Origin of the sequence: Peterkaempfera griseoplana, from assembly GCF_001418575.1 — a bacterium.
GTDB classification, from domain to species: domain Bacteria; phylum Actinomycetota; class Actinomycetes; order Streptomycetales; family Streptomycetaceae; genus Peterkaempfera; species Peterkaempfera griseoplana.
Window position 1 is genome coordinate 1 of record NZ_LIQR01000300.1, and the last position, 13766, is coordinate 13766.

General features: G+C 71.0%; 8 protein-coding genes and 1 pseudogene. 6 read left to right on the forward strand and 3 right to left on the reverse strand.

Translation table 11 applies throughout. The features are described 5' to 3' along the window. Positions 1-607 precede the first annotated feature (607 nt). Both AOK09_RS22225 and AOK09_RS42395 read left to right on the forward strand, forming a co-directional pair. Positions 608-1597 (forward strand): hypothetical protein, encoded by a 990-nt coding sequence (locus AOK09_RS22225; RefSeq protein WP_055588993.1) that lies wholly within the window; start codon positions 608-610, stop codon positions 1595-1597. A 75-nt stretch (positions 1598-1672) separates the two neighbouring features. Further along, the gene (locus tag AOK09_RS42395) at positions 1673-2110 is read left to right on the forward strand and encodes a hypothetical protein (protein ID WP_157875990.1); all 438 of its coding nucleotides are present in this window, start codon (positions 1673-1675) and stop codon (positions 2108-2110) included. A 134-nt stretch (positions 2111-2244) separates the two neighbouring features. Here the strand turns inward: AOK09_RS42395 and AOK09_RS42400 are convergent. Next, positions 2245-2667 (reverse strand): annotated as a pseudogene (locus tag AOK09_RS42400) (alpha/beta-hydrolase family protein); the annotation flags it as partial. 44 nt (positions 2668-2711) lie between these two features. Beyond that, positions 2712-3563, reverse strand: a complete 852-nt coding sequence (locus AOK09_RS22240) for a class II glutamine amidotransferase (protein WP_055588996.1) — start codon at positions 3561-3563, stop codon at positions 2712-2714. 386 nt (positions 3564-3949) lie between these two features. On the opposite strand from AOK09_RS22240, the gene AOK09_RS22245 reads away from it, so the two are divergent. The 4 genes from AOK09_RS22245 to AOK09_RS22260 all read left to right on the forward strand — a co-directional run bounded on the left by AOK09_RS22245 (position 3950) and on the right by AOK09_RS22260 (position 11853). Next, entirely contained in the window at positions 3950-5545 is a 1596-nt protein-coding gene (locus AOK09_RS22245; protein WP_055588997.1) for an MFS transporter, read from the forward strand. 436 nt (positions 5546-5981) lie between these two features. Further along, a complete protein-coding gene (locus AOK09_RS22250; protein ID WP_265736739.1) occupies positions 5982-6281 on the forward strand; it encodes an IS110 family transposase in 300 nt (99 codons plus the stop codon). Positions 6282-6747: 466 nt separating this feature from the next. Then, a complete protein-coding gene (locus tag AOK09_RS22255; RefSeq protein WP_175609331.1) occupies positions 6748-9336 on the forward strand; it encodes a choice-of-anchor D domain-containing protein in 2589 nt (862 codons plus the stop codon). A 993-nt stretch (positions 9337-10329) separates the two neighbouring features. Beyond that, entirely contained in the window at positions 10330-11853 is a 1524-nt protein-coding gene (locus tag AOK09_RS22260; protein WP_055588999.1) for a glycoside hydrolase family 43 protein, read from the forward strand. Between the two features lie 301 nt (positions 11854-12154). On the opposite strand, the gene arfA is transcribed toward AOK09_RS22260, so the two are convergent. Continuing rightward, complete coding sequence (arfA, locus tag AOK09_RS22265) at positions 12155-13654, reverse strand: arabinosylfuranosidase ArfA (RefSeq protein ID WP_055589000.1); 1500 nt, start codon at positions 13652-13654, stop codon at positions 12155-12157. Between the last annotated feature and the right edge of the window lie 112 nt (positions 13655-13766).

The following is a 13766-nucleotide window of genomic DNA, read 5'->3' on the forward strand; positions in this document are numbered from 1 at the left end:
GGGTGGGGGGCGGCCGTGGACGCTGATCTGTGAGTGGCCGCGACGAGAACCCGCGACTGGGCGACGCATCGATGGAGCGGGGACGAAGACGCATCAATGGTCCGCGTGTGCTGCCGTCCGGATCAAGGCTCCGACGTGTGGATACCGTGATGACCTGCCGGTGCGGCGGGCGCGCCGAACCTGTGACCGACGGTGTTCCGTCTACAAACTTGTAGACATGGCGGATCGTCGGGCTGCGCGTACCGCAGGGCTGCCACCAGCGGTGATCATCAGATGGAATGCCGGGGAATGGCTCATCATGGGGCCGGGGTAAACGTGCCAGAAATTCATCCCATGTCTCCCCGGTCTTTGTCGAGTTCATCTCGCTTCTTGACGCTATCGCGACCATGAGGTTCCTGGCCTGCGCAGATGCGGTGCGGCCGGGAGGTTCGGGGCTCCTCGCTCAATGGTTGACTGTACTCGGCCAGCGATCCAATACTGCTCGGCACGACGGGCGCCGCTCACGGCGGCGACAGTTCCTCTCCGGGCCTGACGGCAACTCCGCCATGCCCGTACGTGACATGCACCTGCAATAAGCCCCGACCACACCACTTCGAAGGGCACACCCTTGCAGCGCTTCCTCACCCTTGGCCGTGCCGCCGCCACCGCGGCGGTACTCACCTCCACCGCCCTGTTCGCCGCCGCCCCCGCCGGCGCGCAGCCCCCCGAGACCGTCAGCCACGCCAAGCATGCGGCGCACACCGCAGCCAAGGCGGCCGCGAGCACCGCGAACCTCAGGTACGGCGGCGGCGCCATGGTCACCAGCCCCAAGGTCTACATCGTCTACTGGGGCACCCAGTGGGGGACCGGATCCACCGTCACCACCGACCCGTCGGGAGAGGCTGCGCTGCAGCTCTCCTTCTTCCAGCACATGTACGGCAGCGGCGACACCTGGTCCACCTCCACCACCCAGTACTGCCAGGGCGTGGCGACCGGCACCACCCAGTGCAACGGCGCCGGGACCCCGGTCGGGCACCCCGCCTCCAACCCGGTCGGCGGCACCTGGCTGGACAGCTCGGCCTCGGCGCCCACCCGTCCCTCCGACAGTCAGATAGCGGCCGAGGCCGTGAAGGCTGCTTCGCACTTCGGCGTGTCCGGCGACAACGTCCAGATCATCGTGGACGTGCCCCACGGCTCGACCCCCAGCGGATTCAAGACCCAGTACTGTGCCTGGCACGATCAGACCACCACCAGCAGCGGCGCCCCGCTGCCGTACACCAACTTCCCCTACATCACCGACGCAGGCAGCAGTTGCGGCGCCGGCTTCGTGGCCACCGGCAGCACCGGGGTCAGCAGCGCCACCGAGGGCGTGACCATCGTCGGCGGCCACGAGTACGCCGAGACGCTCACCGACCCGACCGCCAGCACCGGCTGGTTGGACTCGACCGGCTACGAGAACGGCGACAAGTGCGCCTGGATCTCCAGCGGCCAGGGCGCATCCACCGTCGTCAGCCTCAACGGCAGCAACTACGCCGTGCAGTCCCTGTGGAGCAACAACTTCAACAGCGGCAGCGGAGGCTGCGTCAACTCCTACGTGAGCGCGACCAACCAGCACTGACCGCTCCCCGCCGCCGCGGTCGACCGGCTCCCGCCGGGTGACCGCGGCGGCAGCGCACCCCAAAGAAGGAAGCCGATGCCACCGGGCCGTATTGCCGCCGTGCTCGCCGCCACCGCCCTGCTCACCGGCGGGTGCGCTGCCGCCACGGCAGCCACGCCGTCCGCCGCCCCCAGTACCCCGCAGGCCCCCCGCTGCCACCAGCCCCGCCCGGCGGCCCTGCCGCACGCCTGGGGCTCGCTCAGCCAGACGGACTCCGGCGCCTACTGCCTACCCGTCGGCAAGCAGATCGACATCTTCCTCAGCGCCCCCGGCGGCAGCCCGGCGCAGTCCGCCCGCTGGGGCCAGATCCGCACCTCCGACCCCCAGGTGCTCGCCCCCACCAGCACCGGTGTGCTCACCGCGCCGTTGGGGGTGACGCCCGGGATCTTCGTCGGCAGGGCACCGGGCACCGCCGAACTCACCAGCGCAACCACAACCGGCAAGCCCTGGACGGTCACCGTCGTGGTCCGCTGAGGGGACGACCCTTGCGAGTCGAGGCGGCTCAGCCGTCCCGCCGCCGCAGCCCGGGAACCGGACAACGCACCGAGGCCCGGCGCCGCCCAAAGGAGACGCGCCGGGGTAGTGGGGCGTGGTGCATCCAGGTCCTGCGCGGAGATGCCGGGCGGCTGCAGGACGGCGTGCCAGCCGTCCACGTACTCGGTCGTGTACGTGTGGCCGTGGCCACCGGGGACGCCGGTCGAGAACGGCAGGTCGGCGGTGACCTGCCAGAAGGTGACGAACGGGATCCGCACCATGCCGCGGAGCACGTCCTTCCCGGGCGGCTGGCTGATCCAGTCCGGCTCGCGGAGGATCAGGCGCGGGCTCCACCAGACGATCGGGTCGGAGGGGTGCATCATGTACAGGACCCTGCTGCCTTTCCAGGGTTGGCCCGTAGGTGGGATTGCGGTCCGGGGGTCGTTCGCGAAGCGGACGGTCCGCCCGTCCTTGGTGGGATGCTCGGCGCTGCCCCGGGCCAAGCCGGCCCTGGACTGGCACTGGGTGCGGCGGCTGGCCGCCACCGCCTGCCGCACCGCCCGCGGGTAGCGGCCGACCGTCCCCCGGGGCCGGGGCGGGTTCAGGGCATCACGGGCTCGAGGGGGTGCATCACGTCCCGGCCGGCCTGGATCACGCCATAGCAGGAATCCGGTACCGCCCTCCAGGCGCCGGGCAGGTCGCCCAGTGGTTCGGAGACCACGATGCGTGTCTCGTCCGAGAGCTGCCGCAGAGCCTCGTTGTCCGGGTAGAGGGCGCGGAGAGTCGTGACGTCCGTGCTGTAGAAGAGCGAACGCGAGGCACGTGCGGTGGAGTACCGGAAACCCCACAGGCGCACCCCGTCCGAGGCGGCGACGGTCATCTGCAGCGGGTCGGGCACACCGTGGCACCGGGCGACGTCCTCCACCAGCCCGATCATCCGCGCGACGGCGCGCGGGGGCTCCTCCTGCAGTCCCAAGGTGAGCGCCAGGTAGAACATGAGCTCCGAGTCGGTGGAGCCCCGGATACAGCGGTAGAGCGGGGGATCCACCGCCAGCACCAGGTCGCGCCTGAGCTCCGCGAAGCCGTGGATCGCCCCGTTGTGCATCCACAGCCAGCGGCCGTGGCGGAACGGATGACAGTTGGTCTGCTGGACCTCGGTACCGGTGGACGCCCGGATGTGGGCGAAGAACAGGGGCGAGCGGACGCACCGCGCCAGCTCCCGCAGATTGGCATCGCTCCACGCCGGCCCGATGCCGCGGAAGACCGCCGGCTCGGAGTTGCGCTGCGCACCGGCTCCGTCGTCCTCGTACCAGCCCACGCCGAAGCCGTCGCCGTTGGTCGTCTCGACCCCGAGCCGAGCGTGACGGCTCTGGTCGATCAGCGAGTGGGCGGGCCGGTACAGCACCTCCTCCAGGTGGATCGCGGAACCCGAGTAGGCCAGCCATCTGCACATCGCTCTCACCACCGTGCCGGGACGGGGGCCCGCGCCGACCGCAGCGGGCGCCGGTTCACCTCCCACGGTAGGCCCGTCGGCGGGCTGCCTCATCTGCCTCACGGCCGAGCGGATCGGACGTCCGCCGGACCTGCCGGGACAGGGCCATCCCGTCGAGCGTCGCCGCCCCACCGCCGGGCCCGCTCGATCCAGCGTGGTCCGCGGACGGCGGCACGCCCCGGGCCTCGCAGCCCACTGCCCGGCGTCACCCGCCTGCCCGGCCGTGTTGCAGACCGTCCGGACTGCAGGTGGGGTGGGCGTATGCCATGGTTCGCACCGGCCTCGGGGACGGCCTCCCGCCGCATCCCCTTCCGTGGCTGCCGGAGCGCAAACGAGGGCGGTGTGCGGTGAGGCGGTGGCGGGCCCTGGTCATCCTGGGGACGGCCCAGTTCCTGATGGTGCTCGACACCTCAGTGATGAACGTTTCGATCAGTCGGCTGGTGGAGGACTTCGACACCAGCGTCACCGCCATCCAGGGCGTCATCACCCTCTACACCCTGGTCATGGCCGCCTTCATGATCACCGGCGGCAAGCTGGGGGACCTGGCCGGCCGCCGCCGTATGTTCGGCGTCGGGCTCGCCGTGTACGGCACCGGATCCGCCCTGACCGCCGTCGCACCCGCGCTCTGGGTGCTCACGCTGGGCTGGTCGGTCATCGAGGGGCTCGGCGCCGCGCTGGTACTGCCTGCCCTCGCCGCACTGGTCGCCGGCGCCTATCGGGGCCGCGACCGCGCCGTCGCCTACGGCGTCATCGGCGGACTGGCGGGAGCGGGCATCGCGGTGGGCCCGCTGGTCGGCGGCTGGGTGACCACGTACCTGACCTGGCGGCTGGTCTTCGCCGCGGAGGTGGTCCTGGTGGCGGCGATCCTGTGCCTGCTGCGCTGGGTCGAGGAACCGCCCGGCCCGGGGCCGCGCGTGCGGCTCGACGTCCTTGGGGCGGCGCTGTCGGTGGCCGGCCTGGCCCTGGTGGTGCTCGGAGTGCTGCAGAGCGGCACCTGGGGATGGGTGCGCCCGCGCAACGCCCCCTTCACCGTGCTCGGCTTCGCCCCGACCCTGTTCGCGATCGCCGCGGGTGCCGCAGTCCTCTACGCCTTCACATCCTGGGAGCGGCACAGGGAGGCAAGCGGCCGCGACCCGTTGGTCCGCCTCACCCTGTTCGCGGTGCCGGGCCTGCGCTCAGGTCTGGCCGTCCTGCTGAACCAGAACCTCATCCTCCTCGGCCTGTTCTTCACCATCCCGCTCTACCTGCAGGTCGTGCAGGGCTTCGACGCCTTCCAGACCGGCCTGCGGCTGCTGCCGGTGTCGGCCACCATGCTGGTGGCCTCCATGTCCGGCCCCCTGCTCGGCCGGCTCGCCTCCCCGCGGGCGGTGGTGCGGTGCGGGCTCCTGGTGCTGCTGGCCGCCATCGTGTGGCTGCTGGCCACCATCCGGCCGCGGATCGACGACCTGTCCTTCGCCGGGGCCATGGCGCTCCTGGGGATCGGCATGGGACTGCTGGCCTCCCAACTGGGCAACGTGGTGCAGTCCAGTGTCGGTGAGGAGGCCCGCAGCGAGGTGGGCGGCCTGCAGTACACGGCCCAGAACCTGGGCTCCTCGCTGGGCACCGCGCTCATCGGCTCCCTCCTGATCGGCGCCCTGGTCGCCGTTTTCACCCACCGGATCACCGGCGACCCGCGGATTTCGAGCGCGGTGAGGCAGCAGACCGGCGTGGCCATGGAGGCGGGTGTGAGCTTTGTGAGCACCGACCGGGTACGCGCCGCGGCCGAGCAGGCCGGCGTCCCCGCAGCGGAGGCCGACGCCCTGGTGGAGCAGTATGCCGAGGCCCAGCTCGGCAGTCTCAGGGCCGCCATCCTCGCCGCCGGCGGCATCACCCTGGCGAGCTGTGCCTTCACCCGCCACCTGCCCGCAACCAGACTCGGCGCCGAGCCCACAGACTCCGCCTGACAGCGTTCGGGCTCGGCGCATTCCAACGAGCCACTCCCGACGTAGCGGGTGCTCTGTGGTCGCACGACAGGCCGCAGGGCGCTCACCCGCCCGAACGGCCCGAGGCGCACGGCGCGGTCCGGCCTGGCCTTGACCTGGCCCGCGAGCGGGCGCAAGCCGCGCACCGCCTGCGGGCAGGCGGGGAGACTGGTGGGGGCCGCTCACAGCCGTTGACTTCTTCGGCAATGCCTTCTCATTGGCTGCGTTCGAGGTCCTGCGTTCCTTTCCCCTTCCTCATCGTCATCACCGTTGCGCTCGGCCAAGAACAGCCTGGCCGCCGAACTGACCAGGCAGGGCCATCCGGTCTCGGCAGACACGGTCAGGACCAATTGCCGGAGGAGAGCTTGAGAAGGTCAACGATCTCGCCGCTCGGATCACCACTGCGATCACTGCCTGCGTGCCAAGGCTGTTGAATCGGTACGGCGTTGGCCCGGACACCGCTGCTTCGTTGCTGACAGCGGTCGGCGACAACCCGGACCGGATGGGCAGTGAGGCATCCTTCGCCGCAGTCCGCGGCGTCAGCCCGGTGGAGGCATCGTCCGGCAAGACCCAGCGCCGCAGACTCAACCGCGACGGAGACCGCCAAGCCAACTCCGCCCTCTGCACAATCGTCCTGGCCCGCCTGCGCCGGGACACCCCCACCCGCAACTACCTCGATCGGCGGATCAGCGAGGCTCCGAGCATGATCGGGCGGTGAGTCTCTGGGCGACGCCGCTGGAAGAAACCGCGCATACGGTCGACCGCCTGGAGTCACTTCTGGTGCAACCGTAGGCCCAGTTGGGTGATGGTCCGTACGGCGACGCCCTCGGCGAGCATCAGTGAGGCGCAGGTGCGCGGAGCCGGGCCGTGACCACGATCGCGAGATGTGCGGCGGGGACGGCGAGTGGGCCGATGGCTCCATCCGATCAGCGGAAGGGTGCTCGCCGATGGCGAGGTGTGGTCCCGGGAGTCGTCGCTCCTGCACCGAGCTGACGGTCCGCCACCCTCACATGCACAGCGTCCATGGTGCATCACCCGCCTGGGCCCGTGATGACGATCGGGGAACGAAGGGCGCCGAGGTGGCACAGGGTCCGACCAGTCAATGGTATGAACATTCACCTCGACTTCACATATTGTCCCGTGCCTGTGACCGCCCCGGGCGCGAACCCCAGAGGAGGTCCGGCGTGGCAGGGTTGTCCATACCGTCGCGTCGCGGGCGCCACCGCGACGGGCGGCGCGAGCGGCTCACGGCCGTCGTCGCCGTTGCCGCCGCCGCGCTGATCGGCACGGTCATCAGCCTGGTGACGCCATCAGCCCGGGCCGATCAGAACACCCAGGGGGTCGACAATCTGCGCACCAACTGGGACCCGAACGAATCCGGGCTCTCCCCGGCGGTCGTCCAGTCCTCCGGGTTCGGCCGGCTCTTCGCCACCCGGTTGGAGGGGCAGATCTACGCCCAGCCGCTGGTCGTCGGCGACCAGGTCATCGCCGTCACCGAGAGCAACACCGCCTACGGCCTCGACCGAACCACCGGGGCGATCGAATGGAGCCGGAACTACGGGCCGGCCTGGCCTGCCTCGGCGATCGGCTGCGGCGACCTGACGCCCACCCTCGGGGCCACCGCGACCCCCGTCTACGACTCCACGACTCACACCGTCTACTTCACCACCAAGGTCGATGACGGCACCTCCACACACCGCCACCCGAACTGGCTGATGCACGCGGTGGACCCGGCCTCCGGGACCGAGCTCCCCGGGTGGCCGGTCACCATCGCCGGCCGGGCCGCCAACGACCCGAGCGTCAGCTTCGACCCCTACTACGAGCAGCAGCGCCCTGGGCTCCTGCTGATGGGCGGTGTCGTCTACGCGGGCTTCGGCGGCCACTGCGACGCACGGCCGTACCGCGGCTATGTGGTCGGGGTGAGCACCACCGAGCACAGCATCACCTCCATGTGGGCCACGGAGACCGGTGCCAGCGTCAGCGGGGCCGGCATCTGGCAGTCCGGCGGCGGCCTGGTCTCCGACGGCGACGGCAGGATCTTCTTCAGCACCGGGAACGGCATCAGCCCGGCCCCGGGGCCCGGCAAGACCGTCCAGGGCACCCTGGCCGAGTCCGTGGTCCGCCTTCAGGTCAACGCGGACAAGAGCCTGAGTACAGCCGACTTCTTCAGTCCCGGCGACGCCGCCACCCTGGACCTCAACGACCAGGACATCTCCTCGGGCGCACCGATGGCACTGCCGGACGGCTTCGGCACCGGTGAGCATCCGCACCTGCTGGTCCAGCAGGGCAAGGACGGCCGGGTGTTCCTGCTCGACCGCGACAACCTGGGCGGCATGGGCCAGGGAGCCTCGGGCGGCGACGCCGCGGTGGGCGTGACCGGCCCGTACCAGGGGCTGTGGGGCCATCCGGCGTTCTGGGGCGGCGACGGCGGCTACGTCTACCTGGTGGGCAACTACGGTCCGCTGCGGGCGCTCAGATACGGCGTGAGCAGCGGCGGGACTCCCGCGCTCACGCTCACCGGCCAGAGTCAGGACTCGTTCGGCTACACCAGCGGTTCGCCCATGGTGACCTCCAACGGCAGGGACGACTCCAGCGCCCTGGTGTGGATGGTCTCGGCCGATCATGCCTCGGGGGCAAACGGCACGCTGCGCGCCTACAGCCCCGTCCCCGACAGCCGCGGTCTGCTGCAGCTCCTCTGGTCGGCGCCGATCGGCACGGCGACCAAGTTCAGCACTCCGGCCGCCAGCGGCGGCAAGGTGTACGTCGGCACCAGGGACGGAGTGCTGTACGGCTTCGGCAGCCCGGCCAGGACCGCCCTGACCGCGGCCCCCCTGGACTTCGGCCAGGTCGCCGTGGGCAGCAGCGGCTCGGCCGACATGACACTGACAGCAACACAGGACGTCGACATCACCGGCCTATCGGCGTCGGGCGGGTTCTCGGTCGCTCCCCTCAGCGTGCCCACGGCCGGGCAGCCCACGGCCCTGGCGGCGGACGCCACGCTGGACGTGCCGGTCACCTTCACGCCCACGACGACCGGGGGTGTCAACGGCACACTGACCGCCAACCTCTCGGACGGTCAACGCCTGGTGTTCGCGCTCCACGGCGTCGGCACCAAGCCCGGACTCGGGCCGGCACCCGACGCGATGAGGTTCGGAGAGATCCCCACCGGCAGTTCCTCGACGCTGAACCTGCAGATCACCAACACCGGCACCGCTGCGGAGACGATCGACTCGGTCACGCCGCCCTCCGGCCCGTTCGCCGCCTCCGGTATCCCGGCCGCGGGCACGGTGCTGCCCGCCGGCGGATCCTTCGTGGCCTCCGTGACCTATACGCCCACCGGCAGCACGGCGGACAGCGACGCCCTGGTGATCACCTCCAGCAGCGGCGGCGCCGCGCACAGCCTGAGCGTCCCGGTCAACGGCACCGGCATCACCGGCCAGGGACACCTGGAGTTCTCCAGCGACTCCCTCGACTTCGGGTCCGTCCCGATCGGCAGCTCCAAGTCGCTCTCGTTCACCATCACCAACACCGGCAACTCGGCGGTGAACGGATGGTCGCTGGCGTTCGCCCTCCCCGGTGGACAGACCATCACCAGTGGATGGAACGCCACCTACTCACCCACCAGCGGCCAGGTGACCGCGACCAATGTGAGCTACAACGGCGCGCTCGCGCCAGGGCAGTCCACGACGATCGGCTTCCAGGCCACGCACACCGGCAACGCGGCCGCACCGAGCGGCTTCACCTTCAACGGCGCCACCTGCAGCGCAGGCTGACCACACCGGTTGGATGGCGGACCGTCCGGCAGGGCGGCCGGAGCCCTCAGGGGCTCCGGCCGCCCTGCCGTTCTGCCGCTCTCAGCGGGCCGCTGGAGGTCCACGCGAAGCTGGACGGGAGAGCGGCCGGGCCCGGGGGCCTGTCTCCGTCGGGGGCGTCGGCAACGGTCGCGGTGGTGGTCAGTCCGGCGGAGCAGAGCGCCGTAGCGGCCAGGGCCTCGTACCAGCGTCGAACGGGCATGAGAACTCCGTGGGTGGGGCGGGTTCGGCACACAGATGACTGTTCGACATTTCGTACGCTGTTCGGGTCTCCGGCCGAAAACTTACGGTGATCTCCAGGGGCCGTCAAGACAGCACGACGAGTGGGACCGCTTCCGGCCGCCCAGCGCCGACGCACCCACCCGGTGGCCGACGGCCGCCGCCCCGGAGTCCATGCACAGGCGCCCTCCCGGAGACGCTGTGCGGCTCCGCACCAACCCTGATGTGGTCACCGCACCACCGGGCACGTGCGAGAACGCCGGTCGTGCTCCTCGGGACCGCCGATGGCTCCCGGAGGCTCCGGCAGACGCCGACCACGGCCCCCTAACAGGGCATTGAGCCTCGTCACCGGCCCACCCGCAGCCGAGGGCGTCGACAGGGCGGCCCCGTCCCCGGCTTGACGCTTTCAGCCGGCACCCTTAGGTTCCCGGCAGTAACGATCGGAAATATTTCTGAATCAACCGACCCGGGGCCTGCTCCATGTGTGCCGACGAAGTGGAGTGCGCCTCGGCCCGAGGTGAGGTGTGGTCCTGACGCACGGACAGGCCGGGTCGGCCGGCCCCGGCGACGGACTGAAACGCATGCGCGCTGCCCCGGGAGTGACACGCGACGGCCCGGCTGACACCCGGGCTCACCCCCGCGACCGGCGCCCCACCGCCGCGCACGCCTGCGACGTACCACCTCTCCTGACCACAGACCCCGGCAAACCCCGGCATCCCGAAGGGATCACGCCCTGTGCGGACGTACGACAACCCCGTGATCAGCGGGTTCCACCCCGATCCCAGCGTCTGCCGGGTCGGTGACGACTACTACCTGGTGTGCTCCAGCTTCGAGTACTTCCCCGGACTGCCGATCTTCCACAGCAAGGACCTGGTGCACTGGCAGCAGATCGGCAACGTGCTGGACCGCCCCGGACAACTGCCGCTGCCGGTGCCCGGCGCCATGGCCTCCCGCGGTCTCTACGCCCCCACGATCCGCCACCACGACGGCCTCTTCTGGGTGATCAACACCAACGTCAGCAGCGGCGGCAACTTCATCGTGACCGCCGAGCGGCCCGAGGGCCCCTGGTCGGACCCGGTGTGGATCGACCTGCCCGGCATCGACCCCGACCTGGCCTGGGAGGAGGACGGCACCTGCTGGTGCACCTTCACCGTGCCCGGCGTCCAGATGGCCCGGATCGACCCGGTCAAGGGCGAGGTGCTGGAGGGGCCCTTCCCCACCTGGTCGGGCACCGGCCTCAAGTGGCCCGAGGCCCCCCACCTGTACCGCATCGGCGACTGGTGGTACCTGCTGATCGCCGAGGGCGGCACCGAACGCGGCCATGCCGTGTCCATCGCCCGCGCACGCTCGCCTCGCGGTCCCTGGGAGAGCGCCCCCGCCAACCCCGTGCTGTCCCACAGCGGAACCGACCGGCCCATCCAGAGCACCGGCCATGCCGACCTGGTCACGGCGCCCGACGGCACCTGGTGGATGGTGCTGCTCGGCACCCGGCCCCGCGGCTACACGCCCAACTTCCACGTCCTCGGCCGCGAGACCTTCCTCACCCCCGTCGAGTGGGACGAGAACGGCTGGCCCGTGGTGGCGCCCGTCCCCGAGCGCCACCCCGCACCGGGCGGCGCCTGGCACCCCGTCCCCGCGCTGCCCGCCCGCGACGACTTCGAAGCGCCCACGCTCGCCCCCCACTGGATCTCGCCCTACAACCGCCCCGACGGCTCCTGGTCGCTGACCGAGCGCGCCGGCTGGCTCACCCTCAACGCCACCGGCCCCACCCTCGACCGCCCCGGCCACACCTTTGTGGGCCGCCGCCAGCAGCACCACGACTGCCGTGCCGCGGCCCTGCTCGACCCCGGCACCGGGCGGGGCGGCCTGAGCGTGCGCATGGACGAGGCCCACCACTACGACCTGGAGGCCGGTGACGGAGAAGTCAGTGTCGTCGCGCGCATCGGCCCGCTGCGCCAGACCGTGGCCCGCCGCCCGGTGCCTCCCGGCCCGCTCACCCTCACCGTGACGATCCGCACCACCGACGTCGTGTCCCCGTCCCCCGAATACGCCGTCATCGAGCCCATCGGCCCCGACACGATCGCCTTCTGGGTCGGCGATCCCGACGCCCCGGGGGCGGAGCCGCTCGCCGAGCTGGAGGGGCGTTACCTCTCCACCGAGGTCGCCACCGGCTTCACCGGCCGGGTCATCGGGATGTACTCGACCGAGGGGACCGTCGCATTCGACTGGTTCCACTACACCCCGGCGGCCTCTGCCTGACGCCGGGGCCGGGGGCCTCCCATTCCCCTGCCGTCGCACCGACACGGGCGACCAGCGGGCTTGCCGGGTTCGGCGGGCCCGCTGAGTCGTTCCACCGCCCGCCCGCGGCGGCAGTGCTGCGACGGCGCCGGGGCCCGCACCGCCTCCCACCGGCTCGACCAGAGACCGGAACCGGGCCTCCGCAACTTCCCGCGGTCGGGGCGGCCGGCGAGCCTGCGGAGGCTCCCCGTGAGCTCCGGAACGTGATCCGGCGCCGCGACAGGACTCCCCGCGCGGCGCCGGATCTGCTCCCTGCCGTCACTCAGCGGAGGGCGATCGCCGTCCACGACACCGGCGGCAGCTCGATGGTGAGCAGACCGTCAGCGAGTGTCGCGCTCGCGTTCGCGGACGGGGTCACCCGGTCCTGCTCGGCGAGCGTGTTCTTCGCGTACGCGTCGGAGTCGGCCAGCGTGACCGCCTCGGCGATGCGCGACGAGCCGAGGCTGCGCACGTCGATCGTGACCTGCGCGGCCTCCTCCAGGTCACGGTTGACGAGGAAGACTGCGGCACGGTCCTCGTCGACGGTCGCGACGGCATCGATGACGGATGCCTCGCCGTGGCGCGCCGTCAGGTACGTCGGCGCCTCGATCACGGGCCGGATCACCTCGCCGGAGGCGAGTCGGCTCGTGATCGAGAACGGGTAGAAGGTCGTCTGCCGCCAGGCCGGGCCGCCGGGCTCGGTCATGATCGGCGCGATCACGTTCACCAGCTGCGCGAGCGATGCCGAGGTGACGCGGTCGCTGCGCTTGAGGAGCGTCATCAGCAGGTTGCCGACCACGACGGCGTCCGCCACCGAGTACTTGTCCTCGAGCTGCCGTGGGGCGTAGCGCCACTCGTCGTTGACCTCCTGCGACTCCTGGTGCTCCTTGAGGTACCAGACGTTCCACTCGTCGAAGGAGATGTTGATCTTCTTGTTGGAGCGCTTCTTGTAGCCCACGTGGTCGGCGGTCGCGACGACGGTGTCGATGAAGAAGTCCATGTCGATCGCCGAGGCGAGGAAGGAGCCGAGGTCGCCGTCGTACTCCTGGTAGTACGCGTGGCAGGAGACGTAGTCGACATGGTCGTAGCTGTGCTCCAGGACCGTGCGCTCCCAGTCGCCGAAGGTCGGCATGCCCGACCCGGAGGAGCCGCAGACGACGAGCTCCAGGTCCTTGTCGGCCATCTTCATCGCGGCGGCGGTGCGGGCGGCGATCTTGCCGTAGTCGTCCGCCGTCATGAAGCCGGTCTGCCAGGGCCCGTCCATCTCGTTGCCGAGGCACCACATGCGCACGTTGTGCGGGTCCGGCGTGCCGTTGGCGATGCGCATGTCCGACAGCGCCGTGCCGGAGGGGTGGTTGGCGTACTCCAGCAGGTCCAGAGCGGGCAGGATGCCCCGGGTGGCGATGTTGACCGCCAGCATCAGCTCGGAGTCGGTGAGCTTCAGCCACTTGGCGAACTCGTCGAGGCCGACCTGGTTCGACTCCAGCGAGTGCCAGGCGAGGTCGCGGCGCACCGGACGCTTCTCGCGCGGGCCGACCGAGTCCTCCCAGCGGAAGCCGGAGACGAAGTTGCCGCCCGGGTAACGGATGGTCGTACTGCCGAGCTCCCTGACGAGTTCGACGACGTCCATGCGGAATCCGTCGGCGTTGGCGCTCGGATGCTCCGGCTCGTAGAGCCCGGTGTACACGCAGCGGCCGAGGTGCTCGACGAACGAGCCGAAGGTGCGGCGCCGGACGGGGGCGATGACGGCCTGCTTGTCGAGTTCGATGTGTGCGCGGGGCAATTCGATGTCCTTTACGTGCGATGGTGCGGGGTACCGGGGCGCTGAGCGGTGCCGCCGGTCAGCAGCTTGCCCCTGCCGACGGTACGGCAGGGGCAGACGGGGGGTGGTGGGG